The 19,155-nt window shown below is 34.7% G+C and carries 15 protein-coding genes; 5 read left to right on the top strand and 10 right to left on the bottom strand.

Features of this window, described 5'->3' with window-relative positions; genetic code table 11:
- Position 1 precedes the first annotated feature (1 nt).
- Positions 2-475 (bottom strand): PTS sugar transporter subunit IIA, encoded by a 474-nt coding sequence (locus ACKJXD_RS04115; protein ID WP_220216801.1) that lies wholly within the window; start codon positions 473-475, stop codon positions 2-4.
- Between the two features lie 21 nt (positions 476-496).
- Positions 497-2,266: a PTS ascorbate-specific subunit IIBC gene (locus tag ACKJXD_RS04110; RefSeq protein ID WP_430875616.1), complete on the bottom strand. Its 1,770-nt coding sequence runs from the start codon at positions 2,264-2,266 to the stop codon at positions 497-499.
- Between the two features lie 430 nt (positions 2,267-2,696).
- On the opposite strand from ACKJXD_RS04110, the gene ulaR reads away from it, so the two are divergent.
- Positions 2,697-3,458: an HTH-type transcriptional regulator UlaR gene (ulaR, locus tag ACKJXD_RS04105; protein ID WP_220216799.1), complete on the top strand. Its 762-nt coding sequence runs from the start codon at positions 2,697-2,699 to the stop codon at positions 3,456-3,458.
- Between the two features lie 26 nt (positions 3,459-3,484).
- Positions 3,485-4,552 carry an L-ascorbate 6-phosphate lactonase gene (ulaG, locus tag ACKJXD_RS04100; RefSeq protein ID WP_430875615.1) on the top strand — a complete coding sequence of 356 codons (1,068 nt, stop codon included), beginning with the start codon at positions 3,485-3,487 and terminating at the stop codon, positions 4,550-4,552.
- A gap of 151 nt (positions 4,553-4,703) precedes the next feature.
- Here ulaG and recG read toward each other — a convergent pair whose 3' ends face one another.
- From recG to pmbA, 6 genes are all read right to left on the bottom strand, one after another.
- Positions 4,704-6,797: an ATP-dependent DNA helicase RecG gene (recG, locus tag ACKJXD_RS04095; RefSeq protein ID WP_430875614.1), complete on the bottom strand. Its 2,094-nt coding sequence runs from the start codon at positions 6,795-6,797 to the stop codon at positions 4,704-4,706.
- Positions 6,797-8,911, bottom strand: a complete 2,115-nt coding sequence (gene spoT / locus ACKJXD_RS04090; protein WP_220216797.1) for a bifunctional GTP diphosphokinase/guanosine-3',5'-bis pyrophosphate 3'-pyrophosphohydrolase — start codon at positions 8,909-8,911, stop codon at positions 6,797-6,799. The genes recG and spoT overlap by 1 nt, the downstream gene beginning before the upstream one ends.
- Positions 8,912-8,929: 18 nt before the next feature.
- Entirely contained in the window at positions 8,930-9,220 is a 291-nt protein-coding gene (gene rpoZ / locus ACKJXD_RS04085; RefSeq protein ID WP_220216796.1) for a DNA-directed RNA polymerase subunit omega, read from the bottom strand.
- A 155-nt stretch (positions 9,221-9,375) separates the two neighbouring features.
- On the bottom strand, positions 9,376-10,599 hold the full coding sequence (locus ACKJXD_RS04080; protein WP_430875613.1) for a CinA family nicotinamide mononucleotide deamidase-related protein: 1,224 nt from the start codon (positions 10,597-10,599) through the stop codon (positions 9,376-9,378).
- A gap of 48 nt (positions 10,600-10,647) precedes the next feature.
- On the bottom strand, positions 10,648-12,384 hold the full coding sequence (locus ACKJXD_RS04075) for a SulP family inorganic anion transporter (RefSeq protein WP_294827179.1): 1,737 nt from the start codon (positions 12,382-12,384) through the stop codon (positions 10,648-10,650).
- Between the two features lie 8 nt (positions 12,385-12,392).
- A complete protein-coding gene (gene pmbA, locus ACKJXD_RS04070; RefSeq protein WP_430875612.1) occupies positions 12,393-13,745 on the bottom strand; it encodes a metalloprotease PmbA in 1,353 nt (450 codons plus the stop codon).
- Positions 13,746-13,831: 86 nt separating this feature from the next.
- Between pmbA and yjgA the strand changes: the two genes are divergently transcribed.
- The 3 genes from yjgA to cspE all read left to right on the top strand — a co-directional run bounded on the left by yjgA (position 13,832) and on the right by cspE (position 15,899).
- Positions 13,832-14,365 (top strand): ribosome biogenesis factor YjgA, encoded by a 534-nt coding sequence (gene yjgA, locus ACKJXD_RS04065; protein ID WP_220216792.1) that lies wholly within the window; start codon positions 13,832-13,834, stop codon positions 14,363-14,365.
- Between the two features lie 67 nt (positions 14,366-14,432).
- The gene (gene ppa, locus ACKJXD_RS04060; RefSeq protein ID WP_220216791.1) at positions 14,433-14,963 is read left to right on the top strand and encodes an inorganic diphosphatase; all 531 of its coding nucleotides are present in this window, start codon (positions 14,433-14,435) and stop codon (positions 14,961-14,963) included.
- A gap of 726 nt (positions 14,964-15,689) precedes the next feature.
- Positions 15,690-15,899, top strand: coding sequence for a transcription antiterminator/RNA stability regulator CspE (gene cspE / locus ACKJXD_RS04055; RefSeq protein ID WP_065559242.1), 210 nt, complete (start codon positions 15,690-15,692; stop codon positions 15,897-15,899).
- Positions 15,900-16,031: 132 nt separating this feature from the next.
- Here the strand turns inward: cspE and gapA are convergent, their stop codons facing one another.
- Positions 16,032-17,030, bottom strand: coding sequence for a glyceraldehyde-3-phosphate dehydrogenase (gene gapA / locus ACKJXD_RS04050; RefSeq protein WP_065559241.1), 999 nt, complete (start codon positions 17,028-17,030; stop codon positions 16,032-16,034).
- A 408-nt stretch (positions 17,031-17,438) separates the two neighbouring features.
- Positions 17,439-18,824, bottom strand: a complete 1,386-nt coding sequence (locus ACKJXD_RS04045; protein WP_430875611.1) for a hypothetical protein — start codon at positions 18,822-18,824, stop codon at positions 17,439-17,441.
- Between the last annotated feature and the right edge of the window lie 331 nt (positions 18,825-19,155).

The raw sequence follows: 19,155 nt of genomic DNA, 5'->3' as shown, positions 1-19,155 counted from the left end.
ACTAGCCTCCATTTAAAGCCCGATCAATGACTGCATAGACATCTTCTTTACTGTTACAACGTCTTAATTTATCGAGATCAACACCTGTTTCGCTATTTTCATCATCTAAAATTTGTGTGACTTCCATTAATCCTTCCATATGTTGATCAGACGTACTCCCAGCTAAGGTGACAAGCACGTCAACCGGTTCATCTTCTCCATCAAAATAGACAGGATTTTGTAAGGTTACCAAGGCAAAAGCGGTACGATTAACACCATCTTCAGGTCTGGCATGCGGCATAGCCAGATTAGGCGCAATGATAATGTAAGGTCCCATGGATTTTACACAACGGATAATGGCATCGTGATAAGATGGTTCAATTGCTTTTGATGCTACTAACATATCGGTACCAAGCTTGACTGCATCTTCCCAATTTGCTGCTTTTGCTTTGAGTAAAATTGAATTATTTTCGATTAAAGATTCTTTGAAAGCCATATTGCGCTCCTTTTTCATATTCTATTTATTCGTATTAACTTGATTGATAAGTTCGATAAGCTCATCGCCAAACGTGTGTGGATTAAGCATATTTTGTACACCGAGTGCGTGTTGACCTTCATTCACTTCAATTTCATGTATCAGATGCTTCGATGCCACGATAATATCAACATTCGGTAAACGGGATTTGTAGTCGGTAACCGCACAAGAATCCATGATATTGGGGATCCCCTTCTTATCCAGAAAATTAGCAATTTTCATTTTCATCATCATTGATGACCCTTGACCACTACCGCATACCGCCAAAATACGAATTGGTTGGCCTTCACTTATTGCAACTTCATCCATTTTTTCAACTACTGCTTCATTTACATCCTGATGTATATCGTTTTCGATAGGTTGATTTTTTTGTTGTGCTTCTTCTGCTCGTAGTGTTTTAGCGGCAAAGAACATATACACCAATGCTAACGCAATAATTAAATAGATAAACAAATGGGAGAATGATAATCCTTGTAAGATTGGTGGGAATAAAATTGACCAATCCGCCATACCCATCCATGAGTCAATAGGCGTACCATTTTGCGCAAAAATATTGATCACCCAAGCAGAGCCTAGGACTTCGATTATCCCCATCGCAAAACAGATTTTCATTACCGCTTTCCAACCACCAAAATGGTTGGCAAATACGCCGATTGTCGCATTTGAGAAGAACATAGGAATAAATCCTGGAATAATCATTATTGGGGATTTGAAGATAAGCAATAATGCGATCGCTAAGAATTGCCCTAATGCACCCCAAATAAAACCAAAAACCATGGCATTGGGTGAAAATGCATAAATGGCTGCACAATCAATAGCAAGCACAGCATTGGGAATTAATTTTTCAGAAATGCCTTTAAATGCTTCGGATAATTCAGCAACAAACATTCGTACACCGCCCACAATAACTTGTATCGCAACGGCAAATTTAAGCCCTGTTTCGAAAATATAGATTGTCCAATGGGTTGAACCTGCCATTGTTTGAAGATTATCTAAACCAAATGAAAGAAGGATGATGCCAAAAAAGAATGTCATGACAATGGTTGTGGCAGCGATACTATCATGAAAAATATGTAGCCATTTAGGTAATTTAAGATTATCAACCGAATCCTTTTTATCACCCAGTTTTGGCGCTAATTTTACTGCTATCCATGAACCGAGTTGCTGTTGATGACCAATGGAAAAACCAGCCCCACCTGTTACCGCTTCGGTTGGTTTAAACATCATATTTGAGAATATCCCCCAATAGAGTGCAGTAATAATGGCGGAATAGATAATGGTTTCCCACATGCTATAACCAAATAAAAAGTAAAATAGTGCAATGAGACCGACTTGCTGAAACATAATATGACCTGTCAGCATGATCGTTCTGATACCGGTTAAACGGCGAAACAGCACAAGTGCAATATTGATAGCAAGTGCCAATAGTACTGCATAGCCAACCCAAGAATATTGATCGCCCATACCCTTTTCGACGGCCACCATCGAGGCATACGTATCAATAATCGATCCTTTAATACCATGATATTCTGATAGTTTTGCAATGACGGGTTTAAAAGTTGAAACTAACACTCCTGAACCGACTTGTAATAACATAAAACCAACAATGGTTTTAATGGTGCCTTTTAAAACGGTTGTTATGTCTTTACGTAAAAGGCAATAACCTAACATTGTCACTAAGCCAAGCAACAAAGGCGCTTTTGTCATAACTTGGCTATAAAAAATATAAAATATGTTGTAGATTACTTCCATATGTTCCTCTCATTGGTTTATCGACATCTTTAAACATCTAACGCTTGACTGTGGAGAACTAACTTCGTTTTTGAATTTTCTTAAATTTTTATTTTGTAAATAGATAACTAAAACTTCTTAACTCTTTGTTATTTCGTATTACTACTCAAATAACACTTGTTATATTCTACAATCATAATTAACCATTCAATGATTATTTATGATTATTTTGATAAAGATCACTTTTCTAAATCTATCACACCAACATCTGTGATTATCATCACATTTTTGGGAAAAAACAGCGGTAAAATTTAAAAATATAATTATTATTATCAATATATTGAATCAACAATGAGTTACGATTGATTATAAATATTTGACAAAATTATTAATGAAAATTATTATCATTTTTAATCATAATTAATCATATAAATTCAATAAAGAGGTAATAATGAACGAAATATCGCGACATAACGAAATAGTGGCAATGGTTAACGACAAAGGAATGATAAAAGTGACTGAGTTAGTTTCATATTTTTCTATCTCACCCGCTACAGCTCGTCGTGATATCACTAAGCTTGATCAGGAAGGAAGAGTAAAAAAAGTGCGTAACGGCATAATGCGAATTGAAGAGAAAAAACCTATATGGGCACCAATCGGTAACAATAATACCGATCATTATCATGAAAAGGCTCGTATTGCGATTCGTGCAGCAAAGTTGTGTGGAACTGATGAGAATGTAGTTATTAACTGTGGTTCAACAGCATTTTTATTGGGTCGAGAACTCTGTGGTAAAAACGTTTCAATCATTACTAACTATTTTCCATTAGCTTGTTACTTGATTGAACATGATCACGAAAATGTCATCATTATGGGAGGGTTATATAACAAAACACAAAATATTATTCTTAACCCTATTGCGAACATTACTGATTCTTATGCTGGCAAGTGGATGTTCACCAGTGGCAAGACGTTAACACCTAATGGGCTATATAAAAATGAAATATTAGGTGCCGTGGCTGAACAACAGATACTTGAAAAAATTGAAAAATTAGTTGTGGTTGTCGATAGTTCAAAAATTGAAACCAAAGCCAACTCTGGCATGCTTTTTTGTCCTGTAAATAAAATCGATATTTTAATTACCGGTAAACAAGCAAACAAGGAAGTCATTGAAAGCATTAAGGAGCAAGGCGTTGAAGTTATTTTAGTTTAATTATTGAAATGTAAAAGGAACAAAGTATGAGTAAAGTGAACGAAATTACCCGAGAATCGTGGATATTAAATACCTTTCCTGAATGGGGTACTTGGCTAAATGAAGAGATTGAAGCAACAGAGGTTAAACCCAATACGTTTACCATGTGGTGGCTTGCTTGTACTGGCATTTGGTTAAAATCAGCCGGTAATACCAATATCTCAGTCGATTTTTGGTGTGGAACCGGTAAAAAAACACACGCGAATCCCTTGATGAACAAACAACATCAAATGATGCGTATGGGGGGAGTACGCGAATTACAACCTAATTTAAGAACCAGTCCTTTTGTATTAGATCCTTTTGCCATTAAAGAGATTGATGCGGTAATGGCAACCCATGATCATGCCGATCATATTGATGTCAATGTGGCGGCTGCGGTTATTCAAAACTGTTCACCAAAAGTGAAATTTATTGGCCCTAAAGCTTGTGTCGAATTATGGAAAAGTTGGGGTGTACCTGAAGATCGTTGCATTGTTGCCAAAGTAGGCGAAACCATTAAAGTCGGCGATATTACCATTCGAGTACTTGACTCGTTTGACAGAACATCGTTAGTGACACTACCAAAAGGGGTATCCTCAACTGATAAAGCAATTTTAGATGGCATGGATGACAGAGCCGTTAACTATCTGTTTGAAACCTCAGGTGGCTCGCTCTATCACTCAGGTGATTCTCATTACTCTAACTATTATGCCAAACATGGTAATGATTACAAAATCGATGTTGCGTTACTTTCTTATGGTGAAAATCCGCGTGGCGTGACCGATAAAATGACGTCTTCAGATATTTTGCGTGCTGCGGAATCGCTGAAAACAGAAGTTGTGATCCCTTTTCATCATGATATTTGGGCGAATTTCCAAAGTGATCCTCGTGAAATTGAAGTACTTTGGCAAATGAAAAAAGATCGTTTGGAATATCAATTTACACCATTCTTCTGGCAAGTTGGCGGTAAATACACGTATCCAACAGATAAAAAGAAAATGCATTATCAGCATTATCGTGGATTTAGAGACATCTTTACCGATGAGCCTGAATTACCTTATCGTTCTTTCTTATAATTTGTTTCGAAATTAAAATCAATAATTTTAGTGGGCAGCGAATACGATTCAATGTCCACTTTTTATATCCTCTGCTAAGAATAAACGTGGAATCATTTCACTGAAATTATTTTTCTGTTTTTATGAATAAACTAATAAGAAAATGAAAATACTAGGCATTGATATATTTTTGTCTATCCGGAAGCCAGCAATTTATCAACTCTTTAACACTTTCGGGATGCTGTTGCTGTAAAAAATAAGAGGCTTTTTGAACTTGATTTATCAAATGCTGATCACGGATTAAATCAACAACTTTAAAGTTAGCTATCCCCATTTGACGCGTGCCCAAAATCTCCCCACTACCTCGTATTTCTAAATCTTTTTGCGCAATCACAAAACCATCATTACTGTCACGCATGACTTTCATTCTTGCTTGTGCAACTTTGCTTAATGGTGCTTGATACATTAATACACAATGAGATACAGCCGTTCCTCGTCCTACACGACCACGTAATTGGTGCAATTGCGCCAATCCTAATCTTTCCGCATTTTCAATAATCATCAAGCTTGCATTTGGCACATCGACACCTACTTCAATTACCGTCGTTGCGACTAGCAATTGGATGATACCATCTTTAAAATTCTGCATTACCGATTGTTTTTCGTCCGACTTCATTTTGCCATGAACCAGCCCAATCGTTAAATGTGGCATTTTTTCTCTTAGCTCTTCAACCAGTATTTCAGCAGCTTGAGCATCTAATGTTTCCGACTCTTCAACTAATGTACAAACCCAATAAACTTGACGATTTTCCAAGCAAGCTTGATTAACGCGTTCAATAATTTCATCACGCCGAGAATTTGGAATAACGACAGTTGTGACAGGTGTGCGACCCGGTGGTAACTCATCAATGATAGACACATCTAAATCAGCATATACCGTCATGGCTAATGTTCGTGGAATCGGAGTGGCTGTCATAATTAGCTGATGAGGATAGTCGTTATCTTTGATCCCCTTTTCCCACAAACTCAATCTTTGATTCACACCAAAGCGATGCTGTTCATCGATAATCACCAGTCCTAAAGAAGCAAATTCAACTTTATCAACAAATACGGCATGTGTGCCAATTAACAATCTAATATCTCCACTTTTTACTTGTTCGTAACGCAATCTTTTATTTTTAGCAGTCAAACGCCCTGATAACCAATCAATGGTAATACCCAAAGGATCAAACCATTGTTTAAAGTTATTATAGTGTTGCTCAGCTAATATCTCGGTTGGTGCCATTAAGACAACCTGAGCGCCATTTTCAATCGCATTTAATGCCGCTAAAGCCGCGACCAACGTTTTTCCAGATCCAACATCCCCTTGAATTAATCGCATCATCGGGACAGGTTTTGCCATATCGAGATAGATATCATATACAACACGTTGTTGTGCGTTAGTGGGTTTAAAGGGTAACGAGGCTAAAAAAGGCGCTAAAAATTGTTGAGTTGGGCGAAAAATACGCGCTTGCTGTTTTTGGTTATCAACTTTTAGCATAAGCATACTCAGATGATAAGCAAGTAACTCTTCAAAAATAAACCGTTTGATAGCAGGATGTTCACCTGTAGATAATTGAGTGATATTGGTACCAATTGGAGGATTGTGAATGATATTTAATGATTCCAATGCTGGTAAAAAATGATTTACTAATGGCTCAGGCAGAATTTCTTTGGGAGGATTACGTTTTAGTAGTAATAATGCAGAAGCCATTAATTTACGAATGACATTTTGAGTTAACCCATAGGTGGTTGGATATATTGGGGTATATTTTTCTTGTTCATCACCTAGTTTATTCGATTTGCTTTCTGGATTTGTAAACAATTTATATTGAGGATGAATAATTTCGGGATACATTTTTCCCTTTTTTATTTCACCATAAGCACTAACCCAACTACCAATCGCTAAGCTTGCTTTAATGCCTGCATTGAAATGCATAAATCTTAGTATTGCTATGCCTGTATCATCTTGAATATGACAAATTAGCATTTGTCGACGTCTAACCACCACTTCACACTTGATGATTCTTCCTTCAATAGTGGTGTGTTCACCAATAGAAACCTCGCCAATAGGACAAGAAGAAGAGCGATCTTCGTAACGTAAAGGAAAGTGTAATAAAAGATCTTGAACAGTATAGATACCTAGCGTATTAAATTTTTTTTCGAGGTTACTGCCAATTCCGCTTAATTTTATTATCGGAACCTGACTTAGGAATCGACTTGTCATCATCGCTTATTAATGTTACGAGTGACACTAACGACATCTTGCTGTAGTGAAATTTTACGCATTAACTCATTAAGTTGCTGACGATTTTTCACTTCAACTTGCAAAATGACAGTATAAATTTGTCGATCTTTCTCTTCAGTATTCAGCCATTGCAAATGTGCTTTTTCATCATTAATGATTGAAAGGATATGCCCAAGTGCACCTTGGTTGTTTGAAATATCGACCCATATTTCTGCAACAAATTGCTGAGTGATATCGGTAGCCCATTTTAATAAGATATATTTTTCAGGATTATTTTGGTAACCAGTTACATTTCGACATGATTCGTGATGAACAATTAATCCTTTTTCTGGGCTGACTTGGCCGACAATCGGATCATCGGGAATTGGGTGACAACATTTAGAAAATGTGACTAATACTCCTTCACTGCCTGTTATCACTAATGTTTTATTTGTGTCACTGTTATTTTGAAACAATTCTTTGTGTTCTAAACCTTTGACAATAAAATGACTCATTATATTACCAAGACCTATCTCGGCTAATACATCATCAAAAGAAGGCAATTGTGTTATTTCAACAATCTTAGCGATTTGTTTAGTCGTCAGTGAACTGATACCACCAGTTTTAATTAATGAAAGATTTAACAATCGACGACCTAATTCAATCGCATCATCACGTTTTAACAATTTAAGGGCTTGCCTAATACGAGATCTTGCTTTAGCACTCACGACAAAATTAAGCCAATTTGCATTTGGACGCCCTTCAGGAGAGGTTATGATTTCGACAGTCTGACCATTGCTAAGTGGCTGAGAAAGAGGATAAGGTTTACGATCGACAATCGCACCAATACATTGATAGCCAATGTCCGAATGGACTGCATAGGCAAGGTCAACCGCAGTTGATCCTTCTGGTAATTGAACTATCCTGCCTTTAGGCGTAAAAACATAAATTTCTTTTGGAAAAAGGTCAGATTTCACATTTTCGATGAATTCAAATGAGTTGCCCACACTTTGTTGCAACTCTAATAAGCTTTGCATCCAACGCTGGGCTTTAATTTGTGCCGTTGTATTGTTCAATTCATCATTAGCATTGTAAACCCAATGTGCAGCCACTCCCATTTCGGCCATTTGATCCATATCTTCAGTACGTATCTGAACTTCAACAGGTGTACCATGAGGCCCAATTAACGAAGAGTGTAATGACTGATAACCATTAGCTTTGGGGATTGCAATATAGTCTTTGAAGCGATTAAGACGTGGTTTATAAAGATTATGTACAAGACCAAGTGCACGATAGCAGGCATCAACATCTTTAACAACAATCCGAAAAATATAAATATCCATGATAGAATGAAAATGCTGCTCACGCATTTGCATTTTTTGATAAATCACGTAAATATTTTTTTCTAACCCTTCGACTTCAGCATCAATATTTGCCTCTAATAAACGATTACGAATCTCAGACAAAATCTGTTGAATTAACTCTTTTCGAGTACCTCGAGCAGCTCTAATCACATTTTCAATCACTTTAGCTCGATTAGGATGCATTGCCGTAAAACCTAAAATTTCGAGTTCAGTTTTAATGTGGTGGATACCTAAACGATGAGCGAGAGGTGCATAGATTTCTAGTGTTTCTTTGGCGATTCGACGTCGTTTTTCAGGTCTTAATGCTGCGAGGGTTCGCATATTGTGTGTGCGATCAGCGAGTTTGATTAAAATCACTCGCACATCTTCGGTCATGGCGAGCACCATTTTCCGAAAATTTTCAGCTTGCGCTTCTTGCCGATTACGAAATTTTAATTTATCAAGTTTAGATACACCTTCCACTAAAACAGCAACATGTTTACCAAAATGATTAGTAATATCTTGAAATGTTACCGGAGTATCTTCGATAGTGTCATGCAATAGCGCAGCAATAATGGTTTCATAATCAAGTCGCATATCCGCCAAAATTGAGGCGACAGCAACAGGATGGGTAATATAAGGTTCACCACTTGATCGAAATTGCCCTTCATGTGCTTTTTTAGCAAAAAGATAGGCATCTTGTATTATTTCAACTTGTTTAGGTGGAAGATAAGATGCTACAACCTCTTTTAAGCTATCAAAATATTGCATAGGCAATTCCAGTAGCGCTTATTCGTATGACGGCGTATTTTCGAGAAGGATCGATTCATGAAGTGTTGAACGCACTTCTGCCTCTTCTTCTTGACGAGCTTGAAAATCAGCAGTATCAAGAATCTGTTTATTAACTAGACCATCTTCAATTTCACGTAAAGCAACGACGGTTTCTTTGTCGTTTTCTTCTGGAATTAGTGGCGACTTATTTTCGACTTGTAATTGTCGAGCGCGTCTTGCGGCAACTAAAACGAGATCAAAGCGATTACCAATTTTTTCTACTGCATCTTGAACAGTTACTCGAGCCATTTTTACCTCTAATGTATTTACTAGTTTGCGTAATTTGGAAGATCCGCTATTCTACTTAATTTTGAGGTGAATTGTCTATAATAATGTCTTACTATTATTAAGATAGCCAAAACCAAAGAAATCAAGTTGAAACGCATGTGTATCTCTATTAAAGATCAATCGATTATCTCTAACCAGGTATTTGGTCCAATTAATGTTTTGTTTAACAGATAACGACGCAAGGCATCTAAAGCAATTGCAGCAAGGGTTTGTTGTTCAATTTTTCTTGTTTGTTTTCGACCAGTGTATTTTAAATTTATGGGTAATATTTGATTAGTTGTAGCAATTATTAGCGTAAACTGACTATTTTTTTCCTTAAAATTTACAATCCCTAAGGCTATGTCTGCTCTATTTTTAGTCAAAATTTGTAAAAAGATGCTTTTAAGGTCATCAATGAGTAATGGAGAAACTTCAGATTTTACGATGGGGGCATCTGATTCAAATAATAGGTGACCAATAACGCCTGCGGATTGCTGTTCAATGACGGCAACAGTTAAATTCTTTTCATGCAACAGTTCCGAAACCACTCTTGCTAGACCAAAACCACTTTGCTGAGCAAACCGACCTTCAAAAAGCAAATTATCGCTGACAATAATTTTAATTTCTCGCCATAATTTATCAAGCTCATCCTTTTTTTTCTCTGGCCCAGATAATTTCAATTCAACATATGGCATTGCAGCACGATAACCAATATTAATATCATCTGATGTCATAAGTTTTGTTTCTATTTCAGTGGCTAGTTCACTTTCAGAACGCCCCATAGTAGTCAATTGATAACAAAGTTGTCTTTCAATTCGAGGATAGTAACGTTTAATTTCTGGTAAAATCGAGGTTTGAATCATTTCTTTGAATTCAGCAGGCACTCCTGGAGTAAAAAAAAGCAAACAATCATTGATTTTCATCTGAAACCCACAAGCAGTTCCTATAGGATTATTAATAATTTTTGAACTTTTAGGCAACATGGCTTGTTTTATATTGCTTGATGGCATAATCTTGCCTCGATTTGCAAAATAACGTTCAATTTGATTTAACCATTCTTGATTTAATTCCAATATTTCATGATTAGCTAAAGCAGCTGCTCGTGCGGTTAAATCATCTCGAGTAGGCCCGAGTCCACCATTAACAATAATAATATCATTGACCAGACTATGTGTTTGAAATGTTTTTATGAGTTGGTTTAAATTATCGCCAACAGTATGTCTAGTAATTATGGGTATACCTTCCTGAAATAGAAATTCAGATAACCATGCACCATTGGTGTCAAGAATTTGACCATATAAAACTTCATCACCCGTACTAATCATTTCGATCAATATTTGACTTTTGCTCTGATTCATCATGTTTATTTGCCTTTTAAAACATTCATTGAACAAAATAAAGGTAATTAGTTAATCATCATTATCTTCGTTATCTTTATTTTCCATATGTCCTCTACTTTGCACTAATTTAACAGCGAAATAGAGATCATAGGTAAATTCAATATAGTCATAATCTGGTTTAATGTTCATCTGTTTAAACCAATTTTTGATTGTTTTTCGTCTTCCAGATAATATGAGCACGGCATTGCGAACTTTTAAAGAATTAACTAACTCACTAATTCCAGATAAGACACTTACATCTTTATAAGTAAAACAGGGAATCGCATCAACGATAACATAATTAATTGGTTCTTCTGCTTCATCAATAAAACTGATAATTCTACGTTTAAAATAAGCAATATTAAAATAAGTTAGAGGCGAATTAAATCGATAGATGATCGTATTACTTATTGGTTTTACATCTTGTCCTAATGAGTGAATTCTCCCTGTATCATCGATACCTAATAATTGATCATTAGGTCTAAAAACACGACGTAAAAATAAGAACAACCCCAATAAAACAGCTAAAGCCATACCCGGAATAATTCCAATAAGCAAAACCGCAATGAATGTTGATAAACTTAAATAAAATGCATCTCGATCAAATTTGAAAAAGCGAATTATGATTTGAAAATTCACTAATGAAAGAGTTGAGTAAATCAATATTACACCTAAAACACAAGTTGGTATATATTGTAATGGCGATAACAAAAATAGTACGACAAATCCTATTAATGTCGCAGCTATGATTGATACCAGTTGCGTTTTTCCACCATTTGCATCATTTACGGCTGTACGAGATGAAGTACCACTTACCACAAAACCTTGTGATAGACCAGCCGCAATATTTGCCATACCTAATGCTTTAAACTCTACATCAGCATTGGTCTCATAATTATTTTTAGTGGCAAAACTTCTTACTGTAATCATCATACTTACAAAGCAGATAATGGCAATATTTAGCGAAGGAACAACTAGATTTCGCATTAATCCTTTATCAAAATCAACCCAAGCTTCAATTGGGATATAATCTCCAGTGACATTACCTATGATTTGAATACCAAAATATTGAAAATTAAAAAGCCATGAAAAAAAAGTCATGATTATCACTGCAAAGAGCGGAGCAGGATAACGTGGTTTGTATTTTTTCAATACAATTAATATTAATAAAGCAATAAATGAAACAAATGCTGTTCCTAAATGCGTTTGTAAAAGTTTAAGTGGAAAATAAGCAACACGTTCAATGAGATAGGAATAATCGTAACGGAAACCTAACGTTTTAGCTAATTGATCAACAATAATTGTAATTGAAATACCATTTAATAAACCGATCAATATCGGTTGACTTAGCAGATCAGCTAATGCACCTAAATGAAATTTTCCAGCAATAATGCACCAAACTCCAATCATGATGGTCAGCAGAACCACTAATTGCCAGCGTAAAATCGGGTCATTAGCAGCTAAAGGAAAGACAACCGCGGCAACCACAGCACAAGTTGCAGTATCGGGTCCAACTATAAGCTGCTTAGATGATCCAAAAAGTGCATACACAATAAGAGGTAAAATGGTTGAATATAGTCCAGCAATAGCGCCCACGCCTGTTAACTCTGCATAAGCGATTGAAACGGGTAATGAAACTGCCGCTACCGATAATCCAGCTTTTAAATCAAAACTGAAGTATTCTCGTTTATAAGTTAAGAAACTTGCCAGTCCAGGCATCCATAATATAATCTTTTGGAAAAACGTACTGCTGACTAACTTCCCCATTTTATTTCCTATTTTCCTGCTATACTCATGTTATCAATTAATATTGAACCGCTATGAATATTACTGCGTGTTTCAACATCATTACCTATTGCTACAATATTTTTATACATATCTTTTAGGTTACTGGCAATAGTTATTTCATTAATTGGATATTGAATCTGACCATTCTCGACCCAAAAGCCACTGGCACCTCGAGAATAATCACCAGTCACGCCATTAACACCCTGTCCCATTAATGAAGTAACCACAATACCTTTATCTAATTTTTTCAACATCTCATCAAAACTAGCATCCGGTTGACTTGGCGAGACTAGCCAATTATGGATTCCACCAGCATGTCCTGTTGAAACTAAACCCAGTTTTCGAGCAGAATAATGACTGAGTAAATAGGTTTGCAAAATACCTTGTTCAATAATATTACGCTTAACTGTTTTTGTTCCTTCACTGTCAAAAGGTGAAGAACCAACACCTTTCAAAATATGGGGATTTTCAAAAATTGTCATCCAAGATGGAAATACTTGTTTACCAATACTATCAAGCAAAAATGAAGATTTACGATAAATTGCACCCCCACTAATCGCTCCAACTAAATGTCTTATTAACCCCACGGAAACGTCAGCGCTGAATAGTACAGGTACTTGCATTGTAGCGATTTGTTTTGCCCCTAAATGGGCAATAGTTTTCTCAGCAGCTTGTCGCCCTACCCAAGCAGAAGATTTTAATTCATTAATATCACGTGATGAGGTATATGCATAATTACGTTCCATCTGTCCTTCTTGTTCCGCAATTACAGTACATGATAGTGAATGCGAACTTGCACAATAACCTTGTAGCATTCCTAAACTATTTCCATAAACGAACACGCCATAACGGCTACTAAAATATCCCCCATCACTACTTTTTATTTTCGGATAAGTTAATGCTGTTTGCTCTGCTTGTTTAGCTTGCTCAATGGCATTATCAACGTTTAAATCGCTTGGGTAAAATAGATCTAGGTCAGGTGGATTAAAAGCCATCTGATCAACATCACCTAATCCAGAATAAGGATCGGGTGAAGTGTATTGCATAATATTGATTGCTTTATCTATTGTTTGTGAAATAGCCTGTGGTGATAGGTCATTTGTTGAGGCACTACCTTTTCGTTGATCTTGAAAAACAGTGATAGCTAAAGCGCCATCACTATTAAACTCAACATTTTCTGGTTCTCCTAATCGAGTACTTACACTAATACCGGTTGATTGATTTATTGACACTTCCACTGAATCAACTTTTTGTTTAGCTTGTTCAATGGCCTGAGCAACAATATTGGATAAATTTTCTTTTTGCTTTATAGCATCTTTTTTAATCTGTTCAATACTCATTTTATTATTTTCTACAATTCTGCTAATGATACGTTATAATAAGCCAGAATTGAATTTTAGTTAACTATTAACATAAGAAATCCTATATGAATAAGCAAAAAGATTTACTCATCGATAATGATTTTGAAACCCCTATTGATGAAGAAATTATTTATGTGAGTAAAAGTGAAATCAAACGTGATGCAGAAGTGCTAAAGAAAATGGGCATTGAATTAGTTAGTTTAAGTAAGAACGAACTGACTAAAATCCCACTTGATGAAGATTTACTTTATGCTATTGAGCTGGCTCAGAAAATTAAAAAAGAGGGATATCGAAGACAAATACAATATATTGGTAAATTGCTTCGTAATCGTGATATTGAACCAATTACTCAAGCGTTAGATAAACTTAAAAATCGTCATAATCAGCAAGTTGCTTTATTCCATAAACTTGAAAAGCTACGTGATGAACTGATCGAAACAGGCGATGCAGAAAAAATTATGGCGTTATTTCCAACGGCTGATAGACAACAATTACGTACGTTTGCTCGTTTAGCCAAAAAAGAGCAACAATCCAATAAACCACCAAAAACAGCCAAACAGATTTTTCAATATTTAAAAGAATTGAGTGAAACAGAATAATCTTTATAATGTGCGCTTATTTCTTATCATTAAACAATATTTTTTAACCAAGATAGAGGATATAAAAATGGGACTTTTAAACGTACCAGCAGGTAAAGAGTTACCGGACGATATTTATGTAGTAATTGAAATTCCAGCTAATGCAGATCCAATTAAATATGAAGTAGATAAAGATACTGGTGCGGTATTTGTTGACCGTTTTATGGCAACAGCAATGTTTTATCCATGTAATTATGGTTATATTAATCATACTTTATCGCTTGATGGCGATCCTGTAGATGTGTTGGTCCCTACACCATATCCATTACAGCCGGGTTCTGTAATCCGTTGTCGTCCTGTTGGCGTATTAAAAATGACGGATGAAGCGGGTCAAGATGCTAAACTGGTTGCCGTACCACATACTAAATTATCAAAAGAGTATGATCATATTAAAGATGTAGATGATCTTCCTGAACTACTTAAATCTCAAATTAAGCACTTTTTCGAACAATACAAAGCTTTAGAAAAAGGTAAATGGGTGAAAGTAGACGGTTGGGATAATGCCGATGCAGCTCGCAAAGAAATTCTTGAGTCTTTTGAAAGAGCTAAAAATAAATAATAGCAATAACTCTTATTTACATTAATCAAATAGAAGCCATAGTTACTTACATATGGCTTTTTTATTCGGAATCAGAAATTTTTTCATTAATAATTTTTACATATATTTTCCAGCAGATATTCAAAGATGTCATTTTCGTAATTATCAGTAACTATCTAATCTTAATGCGAGTGATTAAGAGCAGTTTTTTTAGTGCAAACATGTTATTTATTTAATTTAAACTATCAATAATTATTTTTTAAATTGGTTTAATCAAATTCCTTTTTAACTTGTCAACCTTTTTTAAAAGCTAATGTAAACGTTTAAATCATAAATGACACACTTGTATGATACAAAGGATTAGAAAAGTAATCGTTAGAACTAATATTTAAATAAATTTCTTACAACACTTAATTAGCTTAAATAATCTTTACTTTCGAAATAAATTTAAATTTAAAAATCACTTATAATTTGCTATTTATCAAAATAGATCATTCCATATAAAAATTTTATATAAAACTTCATCCTAAGATGAAAAAATTGTCATTAATTTCTTGCTTTCGAATATAAATTATGCGGTAATAGTAACAGACTTATGACGCACTATTTTTTTATGAAAACGTTTAACAATTATGATGTAGTTTTTGACTCATTATTTTAGTTTTATTTGTTGATTAATGAATATTGTGTAAAAGTCTATACGTGCCTTAAAGGCAAAATATTAATTATTGTTAGGATATCTAGTAAATGAATAAGAAAACAGGCCAAGTAAAATGGTTTAACGAGAGTAAAGGTTTTGGATTTATCACACCAACCGATGGGAGCAAAGACGTATTTGTTCACTTTTCAGCAATTTCGGGTGAAGGTTTTAAAACCCTAGCTGAAGGTCAACAAGTGGAATTTGCTATTCAAGATAGCCCTCGCGGACCTGCGGCATCAGAAGTTGTCGTTATCTAATTAATATCGTAGTAAATATTAGTGAAAACGCTCATTTTTTAAATGAGCGTTTTTATTTTTGTAATAATAATAAAATTTGAGCATAAAAAAAGTGACCAAATGGTCACTTTTATGGTAACTAAAAATTAGTTATTATTTTTTAGATACAACAGCAATTAAATCTAAAACTTTATTTGAATAACCAACTTCGTTGTCATACCAAGAAACTAATTTAACGAACGTATCGCTGATTTGGATACCCGCTTTTGCATCAAATACAGAAGTGCAAACTTCACCTAAGAAATCAGTTGAAACAACATCATCTTCAGTGTAACCAAGAACGCCTTTCATTGGACCTTCTGAAGCCGCTTTGATTACTTTACAGATATCTTCATATTTAGCAGGTTTTGCTAAACGAGCAGTTAAGTCAACAACAGAAACATCTGGAGTTGGTACACGGAAAGCCATACCAGTTAATTTACCATTCAACTCAGGAATAACTTTACCTACTGCTTTAGCAGCACCTGTTGATGAAGGGATGATGTTTTGTGCTGCACCACGACCACCACGCCAATCTTTGTGAGATGGGCCATCTACCGTTTTTTGAGTAGCTGTAGTTGCATGAACAGTTGTCATTAAGCCTTCAACGATACCAAAGTTATCATTGATTACTTTAGCTAAAGGCGCTAAACAGTTAGTGGTACATGACGCATTAGATACGATATCTTGACCAGCATAATCTTTATCATTAACACCCATAACAAACATAGGCGTGCTATCTTTAGAAGGACCAGTTAAAACAACTTTTTTAGCACCCGCTTGGATGTGTTTACGAGCAGTTGCGTCATCTAAGAATAAACCTGTTGCTTCAGCAACAACATCAACACCCACTTCGTTCCATTTTAAGTTTGCAGGATCTCTTTCAGCTGTAACGCGAATTGTTTTGCCGTTAACGATTAATTTGCCATCTTTAACTTCAACAGTACCGTCAAAACGACCGTGAGTTGAATCATATTTAAGCATGTACGCCATATACTCAACGTCTAATAAATCATTGATAGCAACGATTTCAATATCAGAGCGTTTTTGTGCAGCACGGAAAACAATACGACCAATACGGCCAAATCCATTAATACCTACTTTGATTGTCATAAAAATTACCTTCTTTATTTGTGTTAAATGATAAAATAATTAGCAGTAAACTACCAAATTTTTAAGGTTTATTCAAGCTGATTCAGAATAATTGGCAAGAATAAATTAAAATGAAAATCATATTAATAATCATAGGATATAGGTTACTTATATTTTAAATAAGATTGTTATTGAATTAAGCAATAACAATGATAATTTAACTTAATTATGAGACTTAAATTCATCATAATTAAGTAGCCCAATATCCCTCTTTCCCAATATTAGATAATCACGTGATTACATTAAATAAATTAAAAGGTATCAATTAATCCATAGTCAATGTTAAGTTATGTTAAGAGGCGATTAAAATAAAAAATCCCACATTATCAACTTTGTGGGATTATATTTTGGAGTCATGACAAACAATTATTATAAAGCACTCATCCTATCAATAAATTGTTTTAAATAGTTTCTGATATCTTCACCTTGCGAATAATGTGCTTCAAGTTTTAACGTTGATTTGGATTTCCACTCGCCTTCATGTGAGTTATGAAATTTACTTGGAACATCGCCCGAATAGATATAATCCGTTTTAGAAGAAATTGCTTCGCTTATCAATCGTTTAGAATTATTGATATCACCGGTTATTTCGATATCAGTAGTAAAAATGTATTTTTTCGAATTAGTGATAGTCTTTAAGTTGAATTTTTGTTCTTTATAAATTGGAACTTTGATTTTATTACCATTATCATCGGTTTTCTCGCTCATCCTTTCTACATATTTTTCTGTTTTAACTTCATTTGTTTCATACGGTTTCATATGAATATAGTCAGATTTGGCACTAATATCTATGATGACATTAGCTTGTGAGCTATGATTAACAAAGTATATATAATCAACGTTAAAAACTTGTTTTACCCAACTAAGATAGTCGGTATCTTTAACATACACATTAACGCGTCCCTGTAATCTACATCGACTCGCTCTAGCGCTGGCATCACGGTATGAACCGAACTGTGCATATGCTGAATTGGCTGCCTCATAATATTTAGCCGCTTCACGATAAGTTTCGCGTTTATAAGCTATTTTTTCAAGTAACGCAGCTTTTTCGTAATACTCCTTTGCTAGTGCAGTGACGTGCTTTCTTTTATTAGCCTCATAGAGTTTATAGCTATCTTTATATTCGCCTATTGGCTTATAAACCTCCCAAGCTTTAAGGTATGCCAAGGAAGCTTCCTGATAATTACCTTGTTGCGAAAATGTTTTACCTAAATCGTAATGGTGCTTTGCTTCAATATCCAGATGTTGCTTTTTAGCATTTTTATATAAAGTAAAAATATCTTTATATTTATACCGTTCTGAACCTTTTAAATATAAGTTAGCTTTTACTTTGTAACTTTCACTATCCGTACCCTTTATCGAGTTACCATAATCGTAATATTCTTTAGCGATAAGTTGATCTAATTTACTCGCTGCATATTTATCATTAAAAAAAGCGACAGTTTGACTATAAAAACGATTAACTAACATTAAATTGATTTTTCGAAGCGATTCATAACTATCAATACGTGCTTGATAATCAGTTCTAGCACTACTATTAATGATTGTCTCGTAATGTTTCATCACATTACTGACCAAAACTCGTAACTTTTCGGCACTTTCCTCATTAAATTTTGCCGCACCTTTTTCACCTATGTTAGCGGTTAATAAACTGATACTTTCCACATATTGCCCTTCGTTATAAGCCTGATCAGCCGTACGAACATGACATGCAGTTAAACAAAACACCAACAAAATCGCTAAAACTATCCGCATATTATTTCCTTTCTCTATTTATTAATTAATTATCAGACAGTTAGAATAAAAACAGTTTGATTTAGTGATCTTATGAAAAAAATTAACCTTATTTTTTTCATTTAATGCTAAATTTTTAAACAATAAAGATGATTAATTTAAGAAATAATAAGACTTTTAAAGCAAATTCTTTATCATTATTAATATTTCTGATTGGTCATATCTTAATAAGTCGAAAGAATCGAAAATTATGCTAAATAGTCAGTATAAATAGAGAGAGTAATCGCCTGAAATGTAGATAAAAAAGAGAGATAATATGAGCGAATATGGCAACTTCGCTGACTATTCGCCA

Source organism: Gilliamella sp. G0441 (assembly GCF_050589305.1).
Classification (GTDB): domain Bacteria; phylum Pseudomonadota; class Gammaproteobacteria; order Enterobacterales; family Orbaceae; genus Gilliamella.
The sequence above is the reverse complement of the archived record's forward strand: the minus strand, read 5'-3'. Positions and strand labels throughout refer to the sequence as shown.

Bases quoted from the DNA above. Each gene is read 5' to 3' on its own strand.
- ACKJXD_RS04115 (WP_220216801.1), bottom strand. From the start codon at position 475: ATGGCTTTCAAAGAATCTTTAATCGAAAATAATTCAATTTTACTCAAA.
- ACKJXD_RS04110 (WP_430875616.1), bottom strand. From the start codon at position 2,266: ATGGAAGTAATCTACAACATATTTTATATTTTTTATAGCCAAGTTATG.
- ulaR (WP_220216799.1), top strand. From the start codon at position 2,697: ATGAACGAAATATCGCGACATAACGAAATAGTGGCAATGGTTAACGAC.
- ulaG (WP_430875615.1), top strand. From the start codon at position 3,485: ATGAGTAAAGTGAACGAAATTACCCGAGAATCGTGGATATTAAATACC.
- recG (WP_430875614.1), bottom strand. From the start codon at position 6,797: ATGACAAGTCGATTCCTAAGTCAGGTTCCGATAATAAAATTAAGCGGA.
- spoT (WP_220216797.1), bottom strand. From the start codon at position 8,911: ATGCAATATTTTGATAGCTTAAAAGAGGTTGTAGCATCTTATCTTCCA.
- rpoZ (WP_220216796.1), bottom strand. From the start codon at position 9,220: ATGGCTCGAGTAACTGTTCAAGATGCAGTAGAAAAAATTGGTAATCGC.
- ACKJXD_RS04080 (WP_430875613.1), bottom strand. From the start codon at position 10,599: ATGATGAATCAGAGCAAAAGTCAAATATTGATCGAAATGATTAGTACG.
- ACKJXD_RS04075 (WP_294827179.1), bottom strand. From the start codon at position 12,384: ATGGGGAAGTTAGTCAGCAGTACGTTTTTCCAAAAGATTATATTATGG.
- pmbA (WP_430875612.1), bottom strand. From the start codon at position 13,745: ATGAGTATTGAACAGATTAAAAAAGATGCTATAAAGCAAAAAGAAAAT.
- yjgA (WP_220216792.1), top strand. From the start codon at position 13,832: ATGAATAAGCAAAAAGATTTACTCATCGATAATGATTTTGAAACCCCT.
- ppa (WP_220216791.1), top strand. From the start codon at position 14,433: ATGGGACTTTTAAACGTACCAGCAGGTAAAGAGTTACCGGACGATATT.
- cspE (WP_065559242.1), top strand. From the start codon at position 15,690: ATGAATAAGAAAACAGGCCAAGTAAAATGGTTTAACGAGAGTAAAGGT.
- gapA (WP_065559241.1), bottom strand. From the start codon at position 17,030: ATGACAATCAAAGTAGGTATTAATGGATTTGGCCGTATTGGTCGTATT.
- ACKJXD_RS04045 (WP_430875611.1), bottom strand. From the start codon at position 18,824: ATGCGGATAGTTTTAGCGATTTTGTTGGTGTTTTGTTTAACTGCATGT.